Annotated in this window: 25 protein-coding genes and 3 tRNA genes; 17 read left to right on the forward strand and 11 right to left on the reverse strand. The window is 52.6% G+C overall.

Features of this window, described 5'->3' with window-relative positions:
* Positions 1–435: 435 nt before the first annotated feature.
* Both IP582_RS03100 and bglJ read left to right on the forward strand, forming a co-directional pair.
* Positions 436–1,170, forward strand: a complete 735-nt coding sequence (locus IP582_RS03100) for a LuxR C-terminal-related transcriptional regulator (RefSeq protein WP_039078238.1) — start codon at positions 436–438, stop codon at positions 1,168–1,170.
* A complete protein-coding gene (gene bglJ, locus IP582_RS03105; RefSeq protein WP_193796174.1) occupies positions 1,170–1,796 on the forward strand; it encodes a DNA-binding transcriptional activator BglJ in 627 nt (208 codons plus the stop codon). The genes IP582_RS03100 and bglJ overlap by 1 nt, the downstream gene beginning before the upstream one ends.
* Positions 1,797–1,836: 40 nt before the next feature.
* Here the strand turns inward: bglJ and IP582_RS03110 are convergent, their stop codons facing one another.
* On the reverse strand, positions 1,837–2,295 hold the full coding sequence (locus tag IP582_RS03110) for a YbaK/EbsC family protein (RefSeq protein ID WP_193795053.1): 459 nt from the start codon (positions 2,293–2,295) through the stop codon (positions 1,837–1,839).
* Between the two features lie 337 nt (positions 2,296–2,632).
* On the opposite strand from IP582_RS03110, the gene IP582_RS03115 reads away from it, so the two are divergent.
* Complete coding sequence (locus tag IP582_RS03115; protein ID WP_193795054.1) at positions 2,633–3,973, forward strand: PTS sugar transporter subunit IIC; 1,341 nt, start codon at positions 2,633–2,635, stop codon at positions 3,971–3,973.
* Between the two features lie 125 nt (positions 3,974–4,098).
* Here the strand turns inward: IP582_RS03115 and fhuF are convergent, their stop codons facing one another.
* Positions 4,099–4,890, reverse strand: coding sequence for a siderophore-iron reductase FhuF (gene fhuF / locus IP582_RS03120; protein WP_193795055.1), 792 nt, complete (start codon positions 4,888–4,890; stop codon positions 4,099–4,101).
* Between the two features lie 104 nt (positions 4,891–4,994).
* Positions 4,995–6,065, reverse strand: coding sequence for a GGDEF domain-containing protein (locus tag IP582_RS03125; protein WP_071193583.1), 1,071 nt, complete (start codon positions 6,063–6,065; stop codon positions 4,995–4,997).
* A 251-nt stretch (positions 6,066–6,316) separates the two neighbouring features.
* Here IP582_RS03125 and IP582_RS03130 point away from each other — a divergent pair, with 251 nt between their 5' ends.
* Complete coding sequence (locus tag IP582_RS03130) at positions 6,317–6,556, forward strand: DUF1435 domain-containing protein (RefSeq protein ID WP_193795056.1); 240 nt, start codon at positions 6,317–6,319, stop codon at positions 6,554–6,556.
* 20 nt (positions 6,557–6,576) lie between these two features.
* Here the strand turns inward: IP582_RS03130 and IP582_RS03135 are convergent.
* From IP582_RS03135 to rsmC, 4 genes are all read right to left on the reverse strand, one after another.
* A tRNA-Leu gene (locus IP582_RS03135) sits at positions 6,577–6,662 on the reverse strand.
* Positions 6,663–6,694: 32 nt separating this feature from the next.
* Positions 6,695–6,780: transfer RNA gene (locus IP582_RS03140), tRNA-Leu, on the reverse strand.
* A 28-nt stretch (positions 6,781–6,808) separates the two neighbouring features.
* Positions 6,809–6,894: transfer RNA gene (locus IP582_RS03145), tRNA-Leu, on the reverse strand.
* A gap of 168 nt (positions 6,895–7,062) precedes the next feature.
* A complete protein-coding gene (gene rsmC, locus IP582_RS03150; protein ID WP_193795057.1) occupies positions 7,063–8,091 on the reverse strand; it encodes a 16S rRNA (guanine(1207)-N(2))-methyltransferase RsmC in 1,029 nt (342 codons plus the stop codon).
* 182 nt (positions 8,092–8,273) lie between these two features.
* On the opposite strand from rsmC, the gene IP582_RS03155 reads away from it, so the two are divergent.
* From IP582_RS03155 to IP582_RS03190, 8 genes are all read left to right on the forward strand, one after another.
* On the forward strand, positions 8,274–8,687 hold the full coding sequence (locus tag IP582_RS03155) for a DNA polymerase III subunit psi (protein ID WP_107223734.1): 414 nt from the start codon (positions 8,274–8,276) through the stop codon (positions 8,685–8,687).
* A complete protein-coding gene (gene rimI, locus IP582_RS03160; protein WP_039078466.1) occupies positions 8,656–9,096 on the forward strand; it encodes a ribosomal protein S18-alanine N-acetyltransferase in 441 nt (146 codons plus the stop codon). The genes IP582_RS03155 and rimI overlap by 32 nt, the downstream gene beginning before the upstream one ends.
* An 18-nt stretch (positions 9,097–9,114) precedes the next feature.
* Positions 9,115–9,792, forward strand: coding sequence for a pyrimidine 5'-nucleotidase (gene yjjG / locus IP582_RS03165; protein ID WP_071193585.1), 678 nt, complete (start codon positions 9,115–9,117; stop codon positions 9,790–9,792).
* Positions 9,793–9,883: 91 nt separating this feature from the next.
* The gene (prfC, locus tag IP582_RS03170) at positions 9,884–11,473 is read left to right on the forward strand and encodes a peptide chain release factor 3 (protein WP_039078247.1); all 1,590 of its coding nucleotides are present in this window, start codon (positions 9,884–9,886) and stop codon (positions 11,471–11,473) included.
* 385 nt (positions 11,474–11,858) lie between these two features.
* Entirely contained in the window at positions 11,859–12,476 is a 618-nt protein-coding gene (gene osmY, locus IP582_RS03175; RefSeq protein WP_039078248.1) for a molecular chaperone OsmY, read from the forward strand.
* A gap of 129 nt (positions 12,477–12,605) precedes the next feature.
* Positions 12,606–12,767: a DUF1328 domain-containing protein gene (locus IP582_RS03180; RefSeq protein ID WP_007373037.1), complete on the forward strand. Its 162-nt coding sequence runs from the start codon at positions 12,606–12,608 to the stop codon at positions 12,765–12,767.
* A 116-nt stretch (positions 12,768–12,883) separates the two neighbouring features.
* A complete protein-coding gene (locus IP582_RS03185; RefSeq protein ID WP_071193587.1) occupies positions 12,884–13,960 on the forward strand; it encodes a patatin family protein in 1,077 nt (358 codons plus the stop codon).
* Positions 13,957–14,736: a TatD family hydrolase gene (locus IP582_RS03190; RefSeq protein ID WP_193795058.1), complete on the forward strand. Its 780-nt coding sequence runs from the start codon at positions 13,957–13,959 to the stop codon at positions 14,734–14,736. The genes IP582_RS03185 and IP582_RS03190 overlap by 4 nt, the downstream gene beginning before the upstream one ends.
* A gap of 1 nt (position 14,737) precedes the next feature.
* Here IP582_RS03190 and IP582_RS03195 read toward each other — a convergent pair whose 3' ends face one another.
* Positions 14,738–15,592: a YjjW family glycine radical enzyme activase gene (locus tag IP582_RS03195; RefSeq protein WP_193795059.1), complete on the reverse strand. Its 855-nt coding sequence runs from the start codon at positions 15,590–15,592 to the stop codon at positions 14,738–14,740.
* A 99-nt stretch (positions 15,593–15,691) separates the two neighbouring features.
* A complete protein-coding gene (locus tag IP582_RS03200) occupies positions 15,692–17,257 on the reverse strand; it encodes a YjjI family glycine radical enzyme (protein WP_193795060.1) in 1,566 nt (521 codons plus the stop codon).
* 252 nt (positions 17,258–17,509) lie between these two features.
* Between IP582_RS03200 and deoC the strand changes: the two genes are divergently transcribed.
* From deoC to deoD, 4 genes are all read left to right on the forward strand, one after another.
* Entirely contained in the window at positions 17,510–18,289 is a 780-nt protein-coding gene (deoC, locus tag IP582_RS03205; RefSeq protein WP_197718598.1) for a deoxyribose-phosphate aldolase, read from the forward strand.
* A gap of 136 nt (positions 18,290–18,425) precedes the next feature.
* Positions 18,426–19,748 carry a thymidine phosphorylase gene (gene deoA / locus IP582_RS03210; protein WP_193795061.1) on the forward strand — a complete coding sequence of 441 codons (1,323 nt, stop codon included), beginning with the start codon at positions 18,426–18,428 and terminating at the stop codon, positions 19,746–19,748.
* Between the two features lie 52 nt (positions 19,749–19,800).
* The gene (gene deoB / locus IP582_RS03215; RefSeq protein WP_193795062.1) at positions 19,801–21,024 is read left to right on the forward strand and encodes a phosphopentomutase; all 1,224 of its coding nucleotides are present in this window, start codon (positions 19,801–19,803) and stop codon (positions 21,022–21,024) included.
* A 131-nt stretch (positions 21,025–21,155) separates the two neighbouring features.
* Entirely contained in the window at positions 21,156–21,878 is a 723-nt protein-coding gene (gene deoD, locus IP582_RS03220) for a purine-nucleoside phosphorylase (RefSeq protein ID WP_039078256.1), read from the forward strand.
* A gap of 61 nt (positions 21,879–21,939) precedes the next feature.
* Here the strand turns inward: deoD and lplA are convergent, their stop codons facing one another.
* Together lplA and IP582_RS03230 are read right to left on the reverse strand one after the other, a co-directional pair.
* Positions 21,940–22,956 (reverse strand): lipoate--protein ligase LplA, encoded by a 1,017-nt coding sequence (lplA, locus tag IP582_RS03225; protein ID WP_193795063.1) that lies wholly within the window; start codon positions 22,954–22,956, stop codon positions 21,940–21,942.
* 85 nt (positions 22,957–23,041) lie between these two features.
* Positions 23,042–23,686: a YtjB family periplasmic protein gene (locus tag IP582_RS03230; RefSeq protein WP_193795064.1), complete on the reverse strand. Its 645-nt coding sequence runs from the start codon at positions 23,684–23,686 to the stop codon at positions 23,042–23,044.
* A gap of 105 nt (positions 23,687–23,791) precedes the next feature.
* Here IP582_RS03230 and serB point away from each other — a divergent pair, with 105 nt between their 5' ends.
* Positions 23,792–24,763 (forward strand): phosphoserine phosphatase, encoded by a 972-nt coding sequence (gene serB, locus IP582_RS03235; protein ID WP_193795065.1) that lies wholly within the window; start codon positions 23,792–23,794, stop codon positions 24,761–24,763.
* Positions 24,764–24,772: the final 9 nt, after the last annotated feature.

Genomic DNA, 24,772 nt, shown 5'->3' on the forward strand with positions numbered 1-24,772 from the left:
GCGTGGTGATAGATCAAGATTCGCGCAATAAATCACAAAATGGTGCGGTTTTACTGCTCGCTGGCAGGATTGTGCGCCGTTTTCAGAAAGGGGAAGGGAAACCTATGCCAGATGAGAGATAAAAAGATAGATTCATTTTTCTGGTGTATTTATTTTCAATAAATATATATTTTGTGATTAATTAATTTATGTTTCTCTTTTTATCTTCTAAAGAGTACGTATCAGGTATCATTATTGGCCCGTTAGATATATTGACACCCCATTAAGCTGTTTTTATAATCACTAATTGTTACAACCGAATATTGACAAACACTCTCGTCATATTTTCATTTTATATTTATTAATGGGTGGTATCCGCTGACACGGTGGTTGGCGTTATTAGTAAATATTCACATAACTTATTTTATAAGGCTCGCGAATGGATGCGGAGGTTACATGTTATCGAGAAGCTGTAAATATGGGATAGTTGTCAGTAAAATTCCCGTAATGACTGTTGGGCTGGGGGACATTCTGGAACGTCATTTCCCCGAATATGAATTAACTTTTTGCCGCTCTTTAGAAGAGATAACACTATTACAGTTACGCCGCGCCTCTCTGGTCATCGCAGATCTTTCTGGTGAGCAACGTCAGATGCGCAATGCCTGTGAACAATATTATTCCCTTCTTTCTCAATATACTGATATCCATTGGATATTCTTTGTTTCACGTACGATTTATCCCATGGCCGTTGAATTACTGATGCGACCTTGTAGCACCTTACTTTCAGACAGAGAACCAGTAGATGGTGTTATTAATGCTATTCGCGCTGGTGATGAAAGTGCAGAAAGAATTAGCCAGACTTTATTATCAGCAGATTTCTTTGACGCAGATGAGGCTGTAAATAAACTGGAGTCATTAACGCTTTCTGAGCGAAAGGTATTCCGTCTATTGGGTAAAGGATGGGGTATTAATCAAATTGCGATGCTACTTAAAAAAAGCAATAAAACGATTAGTGCGCAAAAAAACAGTGCCATGCGTCGGCTGTCATTACGGAGTAATGCGGAAATGTATGCATGGATTAATAGTGCGCAGGGGGCTAAAGAGCTGAATCTTGTGTCGGCGTATGGAGAGCAATCAGAATGGAAATCAGTGCCGGGAAAAAGCATGTTGCCGTCATCGAGAGATGCATGATGAGTGAGGCTGGCCTGCGCCATCTGTTCGCATCGCCAGTCATGAAATCATATCACTTTCATTTTTTTAACAGTCACAAAGCATTTGTTGAAGCGCAGAAAAAGACGCCTTTCTTTTCAGTTATTTATTCGCTATCGAGTATGCGAGAGCTCCGACGGGAATGTCTGCTTTGCTTACATGCGCTGTCACTGACAAACCCTGGCATCCAGCGGATCGTACTGGCGGATGATGACCGCGAAGCGCGCCTTGTCAGCCGTCTTTCACCTTCACGATTGCATGGCGTTTTAAGTAAATCAGCTTCATTACCCATTTTACTTGGGCACATTTGTACCCTGTTGGGGGAGACCCGCCGTGTCAATGAGAACGTCGTCAATCACTGGTATGTCAGCCAAAACCGCACGTTGAGCCCGACTGAGCGCGCCATTTTGCAATGTATGACGCGTGGTTTGTCGATGCCGGAGATCGCTGTATATCTGGAGCGCAACATTAAGACCATCCGGGCGCATAAATTTAACGCCATGGCTAAGTTAGGCGTGAATTCCGATGTGGGGCTGCTGAATGCGGCAGATATTTTAACCTGGGTTCCTGCCGCAGCAGCATTGAAAGGGGCTCAATCCTTAGCATAACCCGCTTACTCAGTGCCAGGTTCGCCTGGCACTGTCGCGATTACTCGCAAACATCAATCCATTTTGCGTCTGTTAATTGCGCCATGCGCTCCGGGGAAATACGCACTGCGCTATGGATGGCACCCGCAGCAGGGAGTACTTCCTCGTAGTGTTTCAATGAAACATCACAATAAACAGCCAACGGGTTTTCCAGCCCGAACGGACAGACACCGCCAACCTGATGGCCGGTAAGGGTGACCACTTCATCACTACTGAGCATTCTCGCTTTCGCACCGAAGGTGGACTTCAGTTTTTTGTTGTCCAGGCGGGCATCGCCTTTTGCGACAACTAACACCACGTCGTTTTTGATTTTGAGAGATAACGTTTTGGCTATCTGACCGGGTTCAACATTATGGGCGGCAGCAGCCAGTGCGACGGTTGCGGTACTTTGGTTGAGCTCGATGATGTCAATATCGGGGGCGTGTTCGGCAAAAAATTGCCTGACAGACTGCAAACTCATTTTCTTCTCCTGAACATAACCTTCAATAATCTGTCACAACCCTGTGATCCCTGTAAATATCTTGTCAAAACAATCCCGTTACCACGCGTTTCACGATCACCTTCACAATCGTGGAAACCGGTTTCAGTAACCGGTTGCAGTGTTTTTCATCGGGGTTAATACTGATTTTGTCACTTCCTCTGTCCCGATAATCAATAAGAGCCGTCTATGAAACGTATCCTGCTTCGCTGTAATGCTGGTTCGTTAGCCAGCATGGTCTTAAACCCTAAAAATGGATTGCTGCACGGCAGAACATTCGCTGTTGCGCTGAATTATATAGACTGACAGGAGAGCCGCTATGTCTGCCAACCATGCAGTGTTTAACGTGATTTTTCGCTTCATCGAAAACTACGTCAGCCCTATAGCCGGGCGGATTTCTTCCCAGCGTCATGTCATGGCCATCCGTGATGGTTTCATTTCGGCCATGCCGTTTATGATAGTCGGTTCTTTCCTGCTGGTCTTCGCCTATCCACCGTTTTCGCCTGACACGACGTGGGGCTTCGCCCGTGCGTGGCTCGATATGGCTAAGCAGTATGAAGGGCGTATCCTGACGCCGTTCGACATGACGATGGGCATTATGTCTATCTACATCTGTGCGGCCATCGCCTATAACCTGGGCAAGCATTATGTGAAGTCGCATCAGCTCGATCCCTTTATGTGCGCCATGCTGTCGCTGATGGCCTTTTTACTGGTTGCGGCCCCCAAAACCAACGGCACATTACCGGTAGATAGCCTGGGGGGAACCGGGATTTTTACCGCCATTCTTGTTGCCGTGTACTGTGTGGAGATGATGCGTTTCCTCAAGGCGCACAATATCGGCATCCGCTTGCCGGATCAGGTGCCGCCGATGATCAAAAACTCATTTGACCTGTTGATTCCGGTGCTGGTGGTTGTGTTGACGCTCTATCCGCTGAGCCTCCTCATTCAGTCACATTTCAATGTATTGATTCCGCAAGCCATTATGGCGCTCTTTAAGCCACTGGTGTCGGCTGCGGATTCACTGCCTGCGATTTTACTGGCGGTGCTAATCGGACATTTACTGTGGTTTGCCGGGATTCATGGAGCGGCGATTGTGTCTGGCATGCTGCAAATGTTCTGGCTGACTAACCTGGGGCTGAACCAGACGGCACTTGCGCAGGGGGCGCCGTTACCGCACATCTTTATGGAGGCCTTCTGGACATTCTTTATCGTTATTGGGGGCTCCGGTGCAACCATGGGGCTGGTGTTCTGCTATCTGCGCAGCCGCTCGGTGCATCTACGCTCCATTGGCCGTTTGAGTATTGTCCCCAGTATGTTCAATATTAACGAGCCGGTTATTTTCGGTACGCCGATTGTCATGAACCCGGTGTTCTTTATTCCTTTCCTTCTGGCGCCGTTAGTGAACGCCATTATTGCCTGGGCGGCGATGAAAATGGATCTGATTGGACGCGTGATTTCTGTCGTTCCGTGGACCGCTCCTGCACCTATTGGCGGGGCGTGGGCGCTGGGCTGGGATTTCCGTGCCGCCGTGCTTGTCGTGATCCTCGCCGTTATCTCCGCAATCATTTACTACCCGTTCTTTAAAGTGTACGAGAAACAGTTACTGGAACAGGAAGCGGAAGAGGCGCAACGCGCAGAAGAAGGCCAGCAAGTGGCCTAAATAAAAGCAAAAAGGCAACGAAAGTTGCCTTTTTAGTATTTACGTTCTCTCCCTGTGGCAGAAGGCCGGGGTGAGAGCATCAAGCCGCACAACTTCACAAGCGTGAGGTATCTGTTCGCATGACGCTATTTTTTTAGTGTGCAGTCTCCGCATTGCTGGACATCCGGCAAGCGATATCGCTGGCAGCAAGTACGTCTGACCAGCACACCATCACGGGTGACGACAGTCCGCCATAAAGGGTTGTCGTTACCGCTCGAAAGCTGCTTCTCGAAGAAGCAGAACTGGCGCAGCGCGGTGACCCGTTCATCGCCCAGCAAAGGCTTCATTTCGCCCAGGCACCAGTTAATCAGATAACCCGTGTTACTCCAGATAAGCTTACCGTTGATCTCGCCGGTCGCTTCCAGTGCCGCTACGACCGGGGCCATCGCCCGAACGATTAATGCCTCAATACGCGGGATGTCACCCTGCGCCGTCAGAGCCTCATCCCGCTCTACATCCATCCAGAAGCAGGCGGCACGGCCAGTTTCATGAAACTCGACATGCAGATGCTCCGGGGAAAGATCCAGCGCAATTTTTTGCGTTAATAAGGCTACCAGCAGCGGCGGCACCATCAGGCCGAGGTACCACTGTGCCCATAATGACAGAAGCGGTTTGCCTTCATACGGCAGCGTCGGCTGCTTTTGGTAGATATGGTTTGTGTAAGTTGTCAGCAGTGATTGCAGATGTTCCGGTCGCGCCCATTCCGCCAGCGTTAGCGCCTGTTGTGGCGGAAGTTCGTTCAGCTTGATGAAATCGAGAAGATGAGGGCGCAGGCGAGCAAGGATATCGCGCACCTCATTCGCCAGGGTGTCGCTCTCAGTAAAAAGCCTCGCCTGACGGATCACAAATTCATTAACGGGTGCGTAACGATAAGCCATAGTGTCAGAAAGATAGAAATCTAAATGATAATGATTTCCAATCCTAGCCAGAGGTCAGGCCTATAGCAAGATGTTTATCGTAAAGTCAGCCTGGACAGGCCGAATTATGCGACCTGGACCTGTAAGTCGCTGCTGACGAGAATACTGTTCCGTCCCTGGTGTTTGGCTTCGTACAGTGCTTTGTCTGCTTTATCGAGTGCGTCTTCAATGTCGCCATCTTCCAGCGGGGCAATGCCAATGCTCACAGTGACGTTGGTCGCGACACTCTCATTAAACATATGGGGGATCTTCAGGTCGTAAACATGCTGACGAATCCGTTCTGCTGCAACACGAGCACGTTCCAGGTCAACGCTGTTTAATAAGATCAAGAATTCTTCGCCGCCAAAGCGGGCGACAATATCTCTGGATCGCACGGCATTACGAATGGCGGCAGAAACGCGAATTAACGCCTGATCACCCATCATATGACCGTAGTGATCGTTGTAGGCTTTGAAGTGGTCGATATCCAGCAGTAGGACAAAACGCGTACCGTCATCGAGCGCCAGCAGATTATCGAGCTTGTTTTGCAGACCACGTCGGTTGTAGAGCCCCGTAAGCGGATCCAGCATACTTAAATCGTTCAGCGTTTTGCGCTCCTGCATCAGGCGATACATCAAAGCCTGTGAGAAGTTGTCGTTACGCTTTTGAATCACATGCTGAATAGCAATCCCGATCATGGGCAGCGCAAAAGCGTAGACAATCCGCAATGTTATTTCACCGCTGCTTAACAAGACGCACCCCATGAAAGCAGGTAAAGAGTGCAACATAAATGCAATGATATTATTAGAGAAAGCGAGCGAGCCAATAAATAAAACACTTAATAGGGCGATAAGTAGATAGGTTGAACCATTATCTCCTAATGCTGCGGATTTAATAATGATATCCCACGCCCACATACAGCCAAATAAAAACGAGATCAGCGTTATATTTATTTTCTTTTTTGGAAATTTCCAGTGACCAAACAAGCCAGCAAGGCTTGAGCCCAGGATCAGGCATACGGGCAATGTGAACGCATGCAGGTTGTAAAGTGGCAGTGCGATAGAGAAAAGAGCCGAGATGGTATTAAGTAGCAAGAAGAGTCGCACGGATAAGCGATATTTCTTGTTACAAAGGGATTGCCAGGAGTGTGGTGTCATATTTAAAAAAGTCGTTATTAATCTGCAATGTATAATTGAACTGGTTGCCAAACTGAAAAATAACGCGAAGAAAGGTTACCGCGAAAAAGCATTTTTTTAGATTTAATTAAGTGGTGCTTAATTTATCACCTTCGTGAATCCCTGTCACCAGAAGATGCGTAAAGTTCATACCGATTCGCTAAGGCATGCTGACAAATGAGAAAAACCATCATATGATATTGGTTATCATTATCGTTTTGAGAGTCTAAAGCATGTTGCAACGCGCACTGGGTAGTGGATGGGCTATCTTGTTGTCAGGGATTATCGTCGCGGTGATGGCCTTTGCGGATCTTTCCGTGGGAGCCTGGCGCTCGGTGATTGTCATTGGCTTGTTGCTAACGTCCGCGATGCTTTATCACAAAAGATTACGTCATTTTGTTTTACTGCCGTCAGGGATTGCGCTTGTCGGGGGGATAATGCTGGTGACGCTGAATTTGAAGCTGACGATGTAACAGGGAGGTTGTAAGATATTTGGTGCGAGGGGGGGGACTCGAACCCCCACATCCTAAGGACACTAACACCTGAAGCTAGCGCGTCTACCAATTCCGCCACCTTCGCACATCTATCTTACTGTTTTGATATCGCCTCGTTGGTGCGAGGGGGGGGACTCGAACCCCCACATCCAAAGGACACTAACACCTGAAGCTAGCGCGTCTACCAATTCCGCCACCTTCGCCCGGTGAGAGCAATATCAACGTGGATTATGGTGCGAGGGGGGGGACTCGAACCCCCACATCCAAAGGACACTAACACCTGAAGCTAGCGCGTCTACCAATTCCGCCACCTTCGCATACCATCGATACCCAATAAGTATCGTTACCACGGAGGCGCATTCTAGATGTTTTCCAGGTTTCGTCAATAGTTAATTGCATGTCGATTTTATAACTGCTTTAAAAACCAACACCTGGAATTTGCTGTGGAATTACCCGGTAACGAAATGCTACCGGGCCGGAAAAGATCAGCGTTTTGCCTGACGAGTCATCACGGTACGGTAGACTTTAAAACGCCCTGTTTGCGCGATCACTTCGTGGAAACCAAAGGTTTCGTCCAGCACCGCCGGGTAGGGCAGGAAGGCATTAGCGACGATACGCAACTCGCCGCCACTGTTCAGATGACGCACCGCGCCGCGAATCAGCGTTTGCGCGGCTTCCAGGCTGGTTTGCAGGCCATCGTGGAAAGGCGGGTTTGAGATGATCATATCGAAACGGCCCGTCACCTCAGAGAAGACATTGCTGGCAAAAACGTCACCATCAAAGCCATTCGCCGCGAGGGTTGCACGGCTGGCTTCAATAGCCGGCGCCGAGACATCGCACAGGGTGAGACGTACTTTCGGCGAGTGGCTGGCCAGTACGGCTGCCAGTACACCCGCGCCACAGCCCACATCCAGTACCTTGCCCTTAGTATGCGGGGTCAGCGTAGAGAGCAACAACTGGCTACCCACATCCAGACCGTCGCGGCTAAAGACGCCCGGCAGCGTTTTAATAGACAACCCGTCCAGGTGATATTCATCCCAGAATGCCTGAGCATCAAACGTTGGTTGTTTTTCCAGACGCCCATGGTAAAGCCCGCAGCGACGCGCACTGTCGACTTTGTTCAGCGGGGCAAACTCCGCCAGCATTTGTTCCGCACTGCGAACGCCGCTGCGGTTTTCGCCAACAACAAAAATATCCGTGCCAACCGGCAGCAGCGACAGCAGATTCATTAACTGAAACTGTGCTTCCGGCTTATTCTTCGGCCAGTAGTAAATCAGTGTATCGCTCTCGCCAGTGGCAGCCTTGTCAAGCGTAAGCCCGAAGACGGCCTTGTCACTCATCTGACGGCTGAGTGTCTGCCACTGATGGTACTGTTGAGTCCAGGCGCGGCTTTCAACCGACTCCAGCCTTGCAGGCAGGTCATCCTGTAAATCACCGGCAAAAAGAATGCGGCTCTGTTCGAAATCGTCACTGTGGCGCAGCAAGACTTCACTTGCCGGAGTTAAAGCAGACATGAATGGTTCCTCATTAAACTTAGGCGGGGATTATACACGTTATCCTTCACGCTGCCTCTTTGTTGGCAGCGTCTACACCCTATTAATACCTTTAATAGAGACAGAGAGAGGACAGAGACCGGATGGCGAAAATTCGTCGGGTTTGTTATATTTGCGCGCCTGACAGACAGGAGTGTTTCGCTATGACTTCCCGACGCGACTGGCAATTACAGCAACTGGGCATCACCCAGTGGTCCCTGCGCCGTCCGACGGCGCTGCAAGGGGAAATCGCAATTTCCCTACCCGCGCACATCCGGTTAGTGATGGTAGCTCCTGATCTTCCTGCATTGACTGAGCCGCTTGTTGGCGATGTGCTGCGTGCGCTTGCCGTCAGTCCGGATCAGGTTTTACAGCTCACCCCGGACAGGGTAGAGATGTTACCGCCGGACAGTACTTGCAACAGTTGGCGGCTGGGCATTGACTCGCCCCTCTCGCTCAAGGGGGCGCAGGTAACGACGCCTGGCCTCGATGAACTACGGGGCAACCCTGCGGCACGCGCCGCGCTATGGCGACAAATTTGCAATTATGAACACGATTTCTTCCCTCACGACGACTGATTTAGCCCGCGCATACGAGATTGAAACCCGGGCGCACGCGTTTCCCTGGAGTGAGAAGACCTTCGCCAGTAACCAGGGCGAGCGCTACCTTAATTACCGTTTACTGGTGGGTGATGTGATGGCGGCTTTCGCCATTACTCAGGTAGTGCTGGATGAAGCCACCCTCTTTAATATCGCCGTCGATCCCGCCTGGCAACGTAAGGGGCTGGGTCGCCAGTTGCTTGAGCATCTGATCGGCGAGCTGGAAAAACGTGGCGTGTTGACGCTGTGGCTGGAAGTGCGGGCTTCCAATACCGCTGCCATCGCGTTATATGAAAGCCTGGGGTTTAATGAGGCGACAATTCGCCGCAACTATTACCCCACAGCGCAAGGACGTGAAGACGCCATCATCATGGCGCTGCCAATTTAATAAATGAAAGGTGATGTAATGAAATGGGACTGGATCTTTTTTGACGCCGACGAAACGCTGTTTACCTTTGATTCGTTTGGTGGTCTGCAGCGAATGTTTCTGGATTACAGCGTGACATTTACTGCTGAGGATTTTAAAGATTATCAGGCCATTAACAAACCGTTGTGGGTGGAATATCAGAACGGTGCCATCACCGCACTACAATTACAGCATCAGCGCTTTCAGGGATGGGCGGAGCGTCTGCGCGTTGCGCCAGGCGACCTGAACAACGCCTTTCTCAATGCGATGGCAGAGATTTGCGCACCTTTGCCGGGGGCGGTTTCGCTCCTGTCGGCGTTAAAAGGGAAAGTGAAGCTTGGCATTATCACCAACGGTTTTACCGCATTGCAGCAGACGCGTCTGGAACGTACCGGTTTTCGCGACTATTTTGATTTGTTGGTGATTTCTGAGCAGGTCGGCGTGGCGAAACCCGATCCGCGTATTTTCGACTACGCGCTGGAACAGGCACAAAACCCGGACCGCTCGCGGGTGTTGATGGTTGGCGATACCGCTGAATCGGATATCCTGGGCGGCATTAATGCGGGGCTTTCCACCTGCTGGCTGAACGCTAACGGTCGCGCGTTGCCCGAGGGGATCAACCCGACCTGGACCGTGACATCGTTAACCGAACTGGAGCAACTCCTGTGTAAACATTAATTGTCTGCACTCAGCCGTTGAGTACAATAGCCGCATTTTTCGAATTTCATAGTGTGGCCGAGGCCGCGCATTTTCACAGAAGAATTTTACTATGACGTTGTCTCCTTATTTACAAGAGGTGTCGAAGCGACGCACGTTCGCCATCATCTCGCACCCCGATGCCGGTAAAACCACGATCACAGAAAAAGTGTTGTTGTTCGGACAGGCTATCCAGACTGCCGGTACGGTTAAAGGTCGCGGCTCTAACCAGCATGCAAAATCTGACTGGATGGAGATGGAAAAGCAGCGTGGTATCTCTATCACCACCTCTGTGATGCAGTTCCCTTACCATCACTGTCTGGTCAACCTGCTCGATACTCCCGGGCACGAAGACTTCTCCGAAGATACCTACCGTACGCTGACGGCGGTTGACTGCTGTCTGATGGTTATCGATGCCGCAAAGGGCGTTGAGGACAGGACCCGCAAGCTGATGGAAGTTACCCGTCTGCGCGATACGCCTATCATCACCTTTATGAACAAACTCGACCGTGACATCCGTGACCCGATGGAGCTGCTGGATGAAGTGGAAAACGAGCTGAAAATCGGCTGTGCGCCGATCACCTGGCCGATTGGCTGCGGTAAGTTGTTCAAAGGCGTTTACCACCTCTATAAAGATGAAACCTATCTCTACCAGACCGGTAAAGGCCATACGATCCAGGAAGTCCGCATCGTTAAAGGGCTGAATAACCCGGATCTTGACGCCGCTGTCGGTGAAGATCTGGCGCAGCAACTGCGCGACGAGCTGGAACTGGTTCAGGGGGCCTCTAACGAGTTCGATAAAGACCTCTTCCTGGCAGGTGAAATCACGCCGGTCTTCTTTGGTACCGCGCTGGGTAACTTTGGCGTTGACCATATGCTGGATGGCCTGGTGGAATGGGCCCCTGCGCCGATGCCGCGCGCGACGGACACGCGTGAAGTGGAAGCGGCGGAAGAGAAATTCTCCGGCTTCGTCTTTAAAATTCAGGCCAACATGGACCCGAAACACCGCGACCGTGTGGCCTTCCTGCGCGTGGTATCGGGTAAATATGAAAAGGGCATGAAGCTTCGTCAGGTTCGTCTTGGCAAAGATGTGGTGATCTCTGATGCGTTAACCTTTATGGCTGGCGATCGCTCGCACGTTGAAGAGGCTTATCCGGGCGATATCATTGGTCTGCACAACCACGGCACCATCCAGATTGGCGACACCTTCACGCAGGGTGAAATGATGAAGTTCACCGGTATTCCGAACTTCGCGCCGGAACTGTTCCGCCGTATTCGTCTGAAAGATCCGTTGAAGCAAAAACAACTGCTCAAGGGTCTGGTTCAGTTGTCAGAAGAAGGTGCGGTTCAGGTCTTCCGTCCCATCGCTAACAACGATCTGATCGTCGGTGCAGTCGGCGTGCTGCAGTTCGACGTTGTCGTTTCGCGTCTTAAGAGCGAATACAACGTGGAAGCGGTCTATGAGTCCGTTAACGTCGCTACCGCCCGTTGGGTGGAGTGCAGCGATGTGAAGAAATTTGAAGAGTTCAAACGCAAAAACGAAGTACAACTGGCGCTCGATGGCGGCGATAACCTGACATACATTGCCCCAACGATGGTTAACCTGAACCTGGCGCGTGAGCGTTACCCCGACGTTCAGTTCCACCAGACCCGCGAACACTAATCTCCTCTACGGAGCGCGGCAGACGCCGTGCTCCGTCACTTTACCTGTCTTTTTAGCCCCTTGCGGAAAGTTCTTAAATAGCCGCATTTCCCTCTTCTCTGGTCACTTTTTAAGCGCTTTCGCAAGCGTTTCTGCGATTGTGTTCTATATTTAACAAAGTAATGACATTTTGACTGGATATAAATCCTATTCAATGCGTGTTTAGCGGTTTTTTGTTCAGGAAAATAGGCATTACATAATATTAATTACTGACTTAAGTCTAATGAGTTAGCGTTAATAACCTAACTTATTGATTTGTCAGACTGGTGATTCACCACAGCAGGAAAAGCGGCCTTCATTGCTGCTTACCGCCCAAATTGTGGGCAAACCAACAGGATATAGATCGATGACGATGACAAGACTGAAGATTTCGAAAACTCTGCTGGCTGTCGTGCTGGGTTCTACCCTGGCAAGTGGTTCCGTAATGGCGGAAAACACGACGACCAATAAGGCGCAAAACGCGGCCGATAACGCAGGGCAAAAAATCGATAGCTCTATGAATAAAGTCGGTAATTTCATGGATGACAGCGCGATTACGGCGAAAGTCAAAGCAGCGCTGGTCGATCACGAAGATATCAAGAGTACCGATATCTCCGTAAAAACTGAGAAAAAAGTGGTGACGTTGAGTGGCTTCGTTGAAAGCCAGGCACAGGCAGAGCAGGCGGTAACCGTCGCGAAAGGGGTGGAAGGCGTTGCTTCAGTAAGCGACAAACTCCATGTTCGTGATGGTAAAAACACCTCTGCGAAAGGCTATGCCGGCGACACCGCGACTACCAGTGAAATCAAAGCAAAATTGCTGGCCGACGACATCGTTCCTTCCCGTAAGGTGAAAGTTGAAACGACCGATGGCGTTGTACAGTTGTCCGGTACCGTAGATTCACAGGCGCAAATTGAGCGGGCCGAAAGTATCGCTAAAGCGGTAGATGGCGTCAAAAGTGTGAAAAACGATCTGAAAGCTAAGTAACGAATTCCTGAAATGTGCAATCCCGGCGCTTTGCCGGGAGTCAGTAGAACGCACCTGGAAAATATCGCCAGTGAGCATCCTGAGCGCTCACATTAGCGGTCGACATTAACTATGGTTAAGGAGAGTCTTATGTTTCGTTGGGGCATTATATTTCTGGTTATCGCGTTAATTGCCGCCGCTCTGGGCTTTGGTGGTCTGGCAGGTACGGCAGCGGGTGCCGCGAAAATTGTCTTTATCGTCGGTATCATTCTGTTCCTCGTCAGCCTGTTTATGGGCCGCAGACGCCCGTAGCGCGAGCTACCCTCTTAAACGAATCATCAAGCCAGTCCTCGTGACTGGCTTTCATTGTTTCTACGAGGGGAAAATTGCGTTACTTTGTTAAAACCTAACATCGAAAGGAAAGCAGGGTGGGGCAATATATTCCGGTAACGCTTGGCAACATTGCGCCACTGGCGTTAACGCCATTTCGCCCAGGCCGACTCGCTCTGGTATGTGAGGGAGGCGGTCAGCGGGGCATTTTTACGGCCGGCGTACTGGATGAGTTCATGCGCGCTGACTTTAACCCCTTTGACCTTTTTCTTGGGACCTCCGCCGGGGCGCAAAACCTGTCGGCATACCTGTGTAATCAGCCCGGTTATGCGCGTAAGGTTATTATGCGCTACACAACCACTCGCGACTTCTTTGATCCCGTACGTTTCGTGCGTGGCGGCAACCTGATCGATCTGGACTGGCTTATTTCTTCTACCTCAAGTCAGATGCCGCTGGCGATGGACTACGCCGCGCGAGCCTTTGATACAGGCAAAGCCTTCTATATGTGCGCCTGCCGTCAGGATGACTACACGCCGGAATACTTCTCCCCCGACAGTCGTTCCTGGCTGGATATCATTCGCGCATCCAGCGCTATTCCCGGGTTCTATCGTCCGGGCGTTACCCTTAACGGCGTCAATTACCTTGATGGCGGCGTCAGCGACGCTATACCTGTTCAGGAAGCGGCGAAACGCGGGGCGAAGACCATTGTGGTTATCCGCACCGTGCCGTCGCAAATGTATTACACCCCTCAATGGTTTAAGCGAATGGAACGCTGGCTGGGGGAAAGCAGCTTGCAGCCTTTCGTTAATCTCGTTCAGCATCATGAGAAGACCTATTCGGCGACGCAGAAATTTATCGAAGCACCGCCCGGTAAGTTGCGCATTTTTGAAATCTACCCGCCGAAGCTTCTGCACAGCATGGCGCTGGGAAGCCGCCTACCTGCGCTGCGGGATGATTACAAACTGGGAAGACTCTGCGGGCGTTATTTCCTGGCGACGGTGGGTAAGCTGTTGGCAGAAAAGCCGCCATTAATTCGTCATGCGCCGCGCGTGGCCACGACTTCTGCCACCATCGTGGTGCCGCCAGCCGCCGTCGCCAACGATGCGGTCGATACGCCGCTTGTCAGCGCCGTTCAGGCCAACGATTTGCCTTTTAATAACGAGGATACTGCGTGACATTCCGCTTTATCGATACTCACTGTCACTTCGATTTTCCCCCCTTTCAGGATGATGAATCGAACAGTATTACCCGCGCCAGCGCCGTTGGGGTCGAACGGATTATCGTCCCGGCGATTGGCTCACAGTACTTTGCCCGCGTTATCAAACTTGCCGGGGATTATCCGGCACTCTATGCCGCGCTGGGACTGCATCCGATCGTCATTGAAGAGCATACGCCGAGCTGCCTGGAGCGCCTTGAGCAACTGCTCGCAACCCGTCCGCAGAAGGTGGTGGCGATTGGCGAGATTGGTTTGGATCTGTATCGTGATGATCCGCAGTTTGAACGTCAGCAGGCGGTGCTGGATGCGCAGCTTAAGCTGGCAAAGCGCTTTGATCTGCCGGTGATCCTGCATTCGCGCCGCACGCACGACAAGCTGGCGATGCACCTTAAACGTCATGACCTGCCGCGAACGGGGGTGGTACATGGCTTTGCCGGTAGCCTGCAGCAGGCGGAACGTTTTATCAGCCTGGGATATAAAATTGGCGTTGGCGGTACCATTACCTACCCGCGCGCCAGCAAGACCCGTGAAGTGATGGCGCATTTGCCGCTAAACGCTCTGTTGCTGGAAACCGATGCCCCGGATATGCCATTAAACGGTTTTCAGGGCCAGCCTAATCGCCCGGAACAGGCGGCTCGGGTCTTTGACACCCTCTGTGAATTACGCCCGGAAGCGCCAGACGTGATTGCTCAGGCGCTGTTCGACAATACCCACGCCACGTTTTCGTTAAGCTGATTTACAGATACAACGCCGGCAGGATCACGGTGTTCACGCCTCGGGCAGTCAGCGCCTGCGCCAGCGGTTCCACATCCCCGGCGGTGGCGCTACGCCACTGTTTTGCTTCGCCATACACGCCATGGGTTTGAAAGGCGTTAATACGCACCGGCACATCCCCTAACTCGCCGATAAATTCACACAACTCATCAATGTGTTGCAGGTAATCACACTGGTCGGGGATGACCAATAAACGTAACTCCGCCAGCCGCTGATGCGCCGCCAGAAGACGGATGCTGGACTTTATCTGCGCATTATCGCGCCCGGTCAGAAATCGATGATGGTCGCTACCCCAGGCTTTGAGATCGATCATCGCCCCGTCACAGACTGGCAGAAGTCTGTGCCAACCCGTTTCGCTAAGCAGACCGTTGCTGTCGACCAGACAGGATAAGTGTTGAAGCGGCGGTGTCGCTTTGAGCGTACTGAACAGCGCAACCAGAAACGGCAACTGTGTCGTTGCCTCGCCGCCGCTGACGGTGATCCCTTCGATAAACATTGCCGCTTTGCGGACGTGGGCCAGCACCTCTTCCACACTGAGCGTTTGCGCCATGGGCGTGGACTGCTGTGGGCAGAGATGTAAACAGGTATCGCACTGCTGGCAGGCGCTGGCATCCCAGTTAACCCGTCCATCAAGCAGTGTTAAGGCGTTATGCGGACAGGCGGGAACACATTGTGCACAGTGGTTGCAGCGTCCGATCGTCCACGGATTATGGCAATTTTTACAATTCAAATTACAGCCCTGTAAGAACAGCGCCAGACGGCTGCCTGGCCCATCGACGCAGGAGAACGGGATAATCTTACTGACTAAACACTTCATCCTTCGTGCTGTCTCCTTGTTAGCTGTTTAGCTGTCCCTTCGAAGTCTGAGCGCATCCTGTATTGATACGCTCAGGCTTCTCCATCATGGTGCCTTGATTCAATCTGAATCACGTTGCGTGTTGAAGCGCATCTGCTGTTCATGGCTGACCACGCGCGCTTGTCTTTCAAGGATGTGGGTATTTCGGGCGGCTTCCTCTCCAAGCCAGGTCGTGTTGGTGCGTGACCCCTCGGCACGGAATTTTTCCAGGTCCGACAGGCGCACCATATAACCTGTTACGCGTACCAGATCGTTGCCGCTGACATTGGCGGTGAACTCACGCATACCGGCTTTAAAGGCGCCGAGGCAGAGTTGCACGACGGCCTGCGGATTGCGTTTGACGGTCTCATCGAGGGTCAGAATGTCGCTGATACCCGCCGTGTACCAGGCATGATGTGGGGCAACCGTCAGCAGGTGGGTAATGGGATCCGGCTCATCGCCGTAGGGTAAACGCGCCCCAGGCGTGGTGTCCGTATCCGAACTGATCCCCGATTGCGCGTGCAACATCGCTCTGTTATTCCAGCCATGTTTTACCGGCGTGTTAGCGACAAATGTCGCCAGTTGTTCACTGATTCTGTAACCCAGCGCGTTGGCTTCTTCATTTTTGCCGTAGCGGGCGCTGAGCCCTGCACGTTCGCAGAGGGTATTCACCGCTTCGGCCAGCCCGTACATGCCAAACATAGGCGCAAAACGTTGCGGGTCTATCAGCCCTTCGGCCACCAGGAAGCTATTCTCGAAGAAGCCGGATTGCGAATAGAGGAAGTCGCAGCGTGCATCAATGATCGCGATTTGCTGCTGACAATAGTGGGGAAGCTGGCGTGTGAAGAAATCCTCAATACTGCTGCTGCGTTCGGCGATGGCTTTCAGGTTAAGTCGCACCAGCGTACTGCCACCGCCGCTGAGCGGCAGCGAGTTGTAACAACTGACGACGCCATAGCCACCTTTTGTGAAAATTTTATCATTTTGGGGGCCGTTAGCGATATGGGGCTTACTGCACTCACAAATGTTTTTTGCCACTTCAAGCAGTAAGTCATCCGGCGTCATATCCGGGTCATAAATAAAGGTCAGATTAGGCGCAACCTGCTTAAGGTCTGCGTCGGCGCGTAAAATGGCACGGGTAACTGGCGTATCAGCAGGGCCAATATTGGCGTGCATAAACGCATCCGGCAGGGTTCTGTCCAGATAACGCCAGAAACGTTTTATTCGAATATCGATCTCTTCTTGTGTTAGAATTCTAACATACGGTTGCAGTATCACATCCAGTTGGCCCAGCCAGACGGGCATAGAGGTGACTGACGGAACATGATGATAAAGGATGGTGAGCATCGATAACGCGTCGTCGAGATCAGTTGCCCCTTCGAGTTCCAGCCATTGCGAGCCATTCGCGAGGAATTTCGCATAGTCTGGCAAGACATAGCGTGGTTTGTAGGGCGCATGCCCTTCGAACATATCGCAAATGGCGCCCTCATCAAGCGCAGCGCGCGCTTCTTTTGCCAGTGGGGGATAAGGCAGACTGTTTTCGGCCTCAAGCGCAAGAAAATGGCGTTTTTGTGCGGGAGTCAGGGTGCTGCTTGTCGCAATCTGCTGGCAACGAGCCAGGTATGCTGAATCATTTGGCGCGGACATATTCGTTCCTCTTATTCCTTGAGCATCTGGCCCAGTGTAAGTAACCGGACGGAGCCCGCCTTTGATCCACACCCCTAAATATCCGGGTATGGGGCTATGTTAAGGCTAAAAATTTGATGAATGTCTCATTACGGTTTTGCAAATATGAATGTGGTTTTCATTAACTGTGATGAGTGTCGAAGTGTGATGGTGGGTTAATGTTAGAATAATAACAGACCCGTATTTAACCGGCTTATGCCGACGGAGAGAGAAATGACTGATTTAACTGCAAGCAGCCTGCGCGCGTTGAAACTGATGGACCTGACTACCCTGAACGACGACGACACGAACGAAAAAGTGATCGCGCTGTGTCATCAGGCGAAAACCCCGGTTGGCAACACGGCCGCTATCTGTATCTATCCGCGTTTTATCCCGATTGCTCGCAAAACGCTGAAAGAGCAGGGCACGCCAGATATCCGCATCGCAACGGTCACTAACTTCCCGCACGGTAACGACGATATTGAGATCGCGCTGGCGGAAACGCGCGCGGCGATTGCTTACGGCGCTGATGAAGTCGATGTGGTATTCCCGTACCGTGCGCTGATTGCAGGCAATGAACAAGTGGGCTTTGATCTGGTTAAGGCCTGTAAAGATGCCTGTGCAGCGGCCAATGTTCTGCTGAAAGTGATTATCGAAACCGGCGAATTGAAAGAAGAGGCGCTGATTCGTAAAGCGTCTGAAATTTCTATCAAAGCGGGGGCTGATTTCATTAAAACCTCTACCGGTAAAGTGCCAGTAAATGCCACACCGGAAAGTGCGCGCATCATGCTGGAAGTGATTCGCGATATGGGTGTGGCGAAAACCGTTGGTTTCAAACCGGCTGGCGGCGTGCGTTCAGCAGAAGATGCGCAGAAATTCCTCGCGATTGCCGACGAACTGTTTGGCGCTGACTGGGCGGATTCTCGCCACTATCGCTTTGGTGCTTCCAGCCTGCTGGCAAGCCTGCTCAAAGCACTGGGCCATGGCGACGGTAAGAGCGCAAGCGGCTACTAATTCATTATCGTAGCCCGGACGAGGCGCACGCGCGCCGACTCCGGGATCTCCCCGGCGGCGCTACGCTTGGCCGGGCTACAGGAACGTAGCACGGGCGCTAGCTCGCTGCATTTAACCTGATTTATCGGGGGTTACCGTGTTTCTCGCACAAGAAATTATTCGCAAAAAACGTGATGGTCACGCACTCAGTGATGAAGAGATCCGTTTCTTTATCAACGGGATCCGTGATAACACCGTGTCCGAAGGGCAAATTGCCGCGCTAGCAATGACCATTTTCTTCCACGACATGGCAATAGAGGAGCGCGTTTCGCTGACCATGGCGATGCGAGACTCAGGGACTGTCCTCGACTGGAAACACCTTAATCTCAACGGACCTGTCGTCGACAAGCACTCCACGGGCGGCGTAGGCGATGTCACTTCGCTCATGCTTGGGCCGATGGTTGCGGCCTGTGGCGGCTATATCCCAATGATTTCCGGGCGCGGGCTTGGTCATACCGGCGGTACGCTCGACAAACTGGAAGCCATTCCAGGGTTTGATATTTTCCCCGATGACAAACGCTTTCGCGACATCATTAAAGATGTGGGCGTCGCGATTATCGGACAAACGAATTCTTTAGCCCCTGCTGACAAACGCTTTTATGCCACGCGTGATATTACCGCGACGGTCGATTCTATTCCGCTGATCACCGCTTCGATCCTTGCCAAGAAACTGGCGGAAGGACTGGACGCGCTGGTCATGGACGTCAAAGTGGGCAGCGGGGCCTTTATGCCGACGGCAGAACTTTCTGCGGAACTGGCGCAGGCGATTGTTGGAGTGGCGAATGGCGCAGGTGTGCGTACGACCGCACTGCTCACTGATATGAACCAGGTACTTGCCTCCAGCGCCGGTAACGCTGTTGAAGTGCGCGAAGCCGTCCGCTTCCTGACTGGCGATTACCGCAATCCGCGTCTCTTTGATGTGACAATGGCGCTCTGCGTAGAAATGCTGGTCTCCGGCAAACTGGCGAAAGATGACGCCGAAGCGCGCAGACAATTGCAGGCGGTGCTGGATAACGGTAAAGCGGCAGAAATCTTCGGGCGTATGGTGGCGGCGCAAAAAGGCCCGACCGATTTCGTCGAAAACTATGACAAATACCTGGCAACGGCGACGCTCAGCAAGGCCGTGTATGCCGATACCGAAGGGTTTATTGCGCAGATGGACACCCGCGCGCTGGGTATGGCGGTGGTCTCCATGGGCGGCGGTCGTCGTCAGGCGTCCGATACCATCGATTACAGCGTCGGCTTTACCGATATGGCGCGTCTGGGTGATGCGATCGACGGGCAGCGTCCTTTAGCGGTGATCCACGCAAAAGATGAAGCAAGCTGGCAGGAAGCGGCAAATGCGGTCAAAGCCGCGATTGTGATTGCCGATAAAGCGCCAAAAGAGACGCCAACAGTCTGGCGACGCATTACCGATTAACGATATACTGATCTGATCGCTATTTTTTGAAGCACTACGTACGGAGAACAATATGAAACGTGCATTTATTATGGTGCTGGACTCCTTCGGCATCGGCGCAACAGAAGATGCCGAGCGTTTTGGTGACGTGGGTTCCGATACCATGGGTCACATCGCAGAAGCCTGTGCCAAAGGCGAAGCGGACAACGGTCGTAAAGGCCCGTTGCACCTGCCAAACCTGACCCGCCTGGGCCTGGTGAAAGCACATGAAGGTTCTACCGGTAAAATCGCAGCCGGAATGGACGGCAACGCGGAAGTGGTGGGCGCATACGCCTGGGCGCATGAGCTCTCTTCCGGTAAAGATACCCCGTCTGGCCACTGGGAAATCGCTGGTGTACCGGTACTGTTTGACTGGGGCTATTTCTCCGATCATGAAAACAGCTTCCCACAGGAACTACTGGATAAACTGGTCGAACGCGCAAATCTGCCAGGCTACCTCGGCAACTGCCACTCTTCCGGTACGGTCATCCTTGACCAACTGGGCGAAGAGCACATGAAAACCGGCAAGCCGATTTTCTATACCTCTGCCGACTCCGTGTTCCAGATTGCCTGCCATGAAGAGACATTTGGTCTGGATAAACTCTACGAGCTGTGCGAAATCGCACGCGTTGAGTTGACCGAAGGGGGTTACAACATTGGTCGCGTGATCGCCCGTCCGTTCGTTGGCGATAAAGCCGGTAACTTCCAGCGCACCGGTAACCGCCATGACCTGGCCGTTGAGCCGCCGTCAGCGACCGTGCTGCAAAAACTGGTCGATGAGAAAGATGGTCAGGTGGTTTCCGTGGGTAAAATCGCGGACATCTATGCCAACTGCGGTATCACCAAAAAAGTGAAAGCAACAGGCCTGGATGCGCTGTTTGACGCCACCGTGAAAGAGATGAAAAGCGCGGGTGATAAGACAATCGTCTTTACCAACTTCGTTGATTTCGACTCATCATGGGGCCACCGTCGCGATGTCGCCGGTTATGCGAGTGGTCTGGAGCTGTTCGACCATCGTTTGCCGGAGCTGATGGAGCTGGTGGGGGAAGATGACATTCTGATCCTGACCGCTGACCACGGCTGTGACCCGACCTGGCAGGGCACCGATCATACCCGCGAGCACATCCCGGTGCTGATCTACGGCCCGAAAGTGAAACCGGGCTCACTCGGTCACCGTGAAACTTTCGCCGATATCGGCCAGACTATTGCGTCGTACTTCGGTACGTCACCCATGGACTACGGCAAAAATATGCTTTGATTTGGGAATGGGCATCGTTTGATGCCCTTACCCCGACTCTCTCCTGCGGGAAATACGGGTGCGGTCTGATGCCCTCACCCCAGCCCTCTTCCACAGGGAGAGGGAGAATTTAAAATGAAAAGGAACTGAAGATGGCAACTCCTCACATTAATGCAGAAATGGGTGATTTCGCTGACGTCGTATTGATGCCGGGCGACCCGCTGCGCGCGAAGCACATTGCTGAAACTTTTTTCGAAGATATCCGTGAAGTGAACAACGTGCGCGGCATGTTGGGTTACACCGGTACCTATAAAGGCCGCAAAATCTCCGTAATGGGTCATGGTATGGGTATCCCATCCTGCTCCATCTACGCGAAAGAGCTGATCACCGATTTCGGCGTGAAAAAAATCATCCGTGTGGGCTCCTGCGGCGCGGTACGTATGGACGTGAAACTGCGTGATATCGTCATCGGTATGGGCGCGTGCACGGACTCTAAAGTCAACCGTATGCGTTTTAAAGACCATGATTTTGCAGCAATTGCTGACTTTGGTATGGTGCGTAACGCTGTTGATGCTGCCAAAGCGCTGGGTGTAGATGCCCGCGTCGGTAACATCTTCTCAGCGGATCTGTTCTATGCACCGGACGGCGGCGAGATGTTCGACGTTATGGAAAAATACGGCATTCTTGGCGTGGAAATGGAAGCGGCCGGTATTTACGGCGTTGCCGCAGAGTTCGGTGCGAAAGCGCTGACCATCTGTACCGTTTCTGACCATATCCGTACCCACGAGCAGACCACCTCTGCCGAGCGTCAGACCACGTTCAACGACATGATCAAAATCGCGCTGGAATCTGTTCTGCTGGGCGATAAAGAGTGATTCTGTCTCTTCCCTCCCTCTCCCTGTGGGAGAGGGCTGGGGTGAGGGCACCAGACCGCACCTAGCGCACGGCCTGTGCAATCCACGCCGACAGCTCCCGCAGCTCATTTTCTTGCTCCGGGAAATCACCTAAAAGCGCATCACACTCCTGTGCCAGCATATCCGCCCGGTACAAACAACCCTGCAGGCGTGCCGCCAGTGCCTCCAGCGGGGCGGGATTCAGGCTGTCGGTGAACACCTGTGTGCGGGTGATATGCCCTTTCTCCACGTCAAAATGCAGCTCCACACCGCCCCAGCTAAAGCGCTCATCCAGCAAGTGGCTGAACGCAGGCGCCTGACCAAAATTCCACTCCCAACTGCTCTGGCGGGCAAAGGTTTCCGCGAAATTGGGGAGGTCCGGGGTCTTATCCGGTGAAATCACCTCGGCTTGCACGCGCTCACCGTAGTGGGCGAAGAAGGCTTCCGTCACCGCATCGCAGATACGCTCATGGCTGATCCCCGGCAACAGATCGACCAGATTCGCCACGCGCCCACGCACAGAGGTAATGCCTTTAGCCTGGAGCTTCTTCTTATCCGGGTTGAGATAGTTGGCCAGGCGGCTGAGGTCGGCATTGAGCAACAGTGTGCCGTGATGGAAACCGCGATCTTTGGTTTCGCGGTAGGCGGAGCCTGAGACCTTACGATCGCCCTCCGGCGTTTTGACCACCAGATCGTTACGCCCGGACGCTTCTGCCGTCACGCCCAGCGAGTTCAGCGCCTGCAACACAATCGCGGTAGAAATCGTTTTGTCGTACTCCGGCTTGCCTGCCATAAAGGTGAAGCAGGTATTGCCTAAATCATGGAACACCGCGCCGCCGCCGCTACTGCGCCGCGCCAGACGCACATTGTCTTCTTCCATGCGCCGGGTATTGCACTCCTTCCACGGGTTCTGTGCCCGCCCGATAACTACCGTATCGGCGTTACGCCAGAGAAAAAGTACCCGCTGGGTGGCGGGCATCTGACGGAAAATACACTCTTCCACCGCCAGGTTGAACCAGGGATCATAAGAATCAGAGATAAGCAGACGCAGTGTGGACATGGCAGATTTCCTTTCCTGAAAAAGCGCCGTTTTTCACGTTGCTACTGCGCGGGCTGCAACGTGAAATCCGTAGGGTGTAGGTAGATTACACTTTCTTTTCGTTCTCTTCCTCTTCCGGCACCGGCTTGCTGGCGGTAAGCAGGAAGGGAGACTGTTGCCAGCGGGTACGCTTCCCCTGCAACAGCGTACGGGTCAGTACGACGCCTATCGCCAGTGAAAGTAGCAGCATCAGGCGTAAAATATTGGTGGTGTTGTCGACCTGTTTGGCGTCCGTCGCCAGCGTATGGGTATCCAGCGTTAAACGCAGGTAGCCCAGCGGACTGTTTTTGCCCTGAATCGGCTCGACGATCTGCTGGTTGAAATAGCCCCCGGCTTTTTTGCCGTCCAGCGCCAGCCTGTCGCGCACATCAATGCTTTCGCCAGACCGGGCAATCAGATCGCCGCGTTCGTCATAGACGCCTGCATCGAGAATTCGGCTCTCCTCGGTCAATTGCCGTAGCACAACGCTGATACGCTTATCGTCAGGCGTTTCCGCGCGCATCAGTGGCGCAAGGTTTAGCGTGACCTGTTTCGCCAGCGTGCGGGCCAGCTCTTCAAGCTGCGGATTGCGCTGACGCTGGTGATTCTGACTGAACCAGGATGCGCCCTGCATAAGGGCGACCAGCAGCGCCAGACAGAAGAGCACGATCACGGCACGATGAAGCCGGAATTTGAGTTTTGCGCGAGCCATATTCCACCTGTTGAAAATTTGCGGCTTAATGTTGCCAGAAGCGCTGGTTACAAGGTAGCCTCATGCGTTATTTTTACCTCAGCACATACCCCTACAGGAGCTGTAATGCCGAATAATTTGACCTGGTGCGACCTGCCCAACGACGTTTCACAGTGGCCTGGGTTGCCGCTCTCTTTAAGTGGCGATGAGGTCATGCCCCTGGATTATCACGCGGGTCGTAGCGGCTGGCTTCTGTATGGACGCGCCCTGAATAAAGAACGTTTGACCGCCTGGCAACGTAAACTGGGCGCGGCAATGGTGATCGTGGCCGCCTGGTGTGTGGAAGATTATCAGGTTATCCGCCTTGCCGGTTCACTCACCCCGCGTGCTACCCGCCTGGCACATGATGAAGGGCTGGACGTTGCGCCGCTCGGTAAAATTCCGTCTCTGCGTCATCCGGGCCTGATGGTGATGGATATGGACTCAACCGCGATTCAAATTGAGTGCATTGATGAAATCGCTAAACTGGCCGGTACGGGCGAAATGGTATCGGAAGTGACAGAACGCGCCATGCGCGGTGAGCTGGACTTCACGGCCAGCCTGCGTCAACGTGTGGCAACGCTCAAAGGGGCTGACGCAAACATCCTGCATCAGGTTCGCGATAGCCTGCCCCTGATGCCGGGCCTTACGCAACTGGTGTTAAAACTGGAAGCGCTGGGCTGGAAAGTGGCGATTGCTTCTGGCGGCTTTACCTTCTTTGCCGATCACCTGCGCGAGATGCTGCGCCTGACAGCGGCGGTAGCCAACCATCTGGAAGTGGTTGACGGTAAGTTCACCGGCAACGTGCTGGGCGACATTGTGGACGCGCAGTACAAAGCCAATACCCTCAAGCGTCTGGCGCAGGAAAATGAGATTCCGGCGACTCAAACGATCGCCATTGGCGACGGTGCTAATGATCTGCCGATGATTAAAGCCGCCGGGTTAGGTATCGCCTTTCACGCGAAACCGAAAGTAAATGAAAAAGCGGAAGTCACCATCCGTCACGCTGATTTGATGGGGGTGTTCTGCATTCTCTCAGCCAGTCTGGCGAAGAAATAACGAGGTCTC

The organism is Citrobacter sp. BDA59-3 (genome assembly GCF_015167655.1).
In the GTDB taxonomy this organism is placed as follows: Bacteria; Pseudomonadota; Gammaproteobacteria; order Enterobacterales; family Enterobacteriaceae; genus Phytobacter; species Phytobacter diazotrophicus.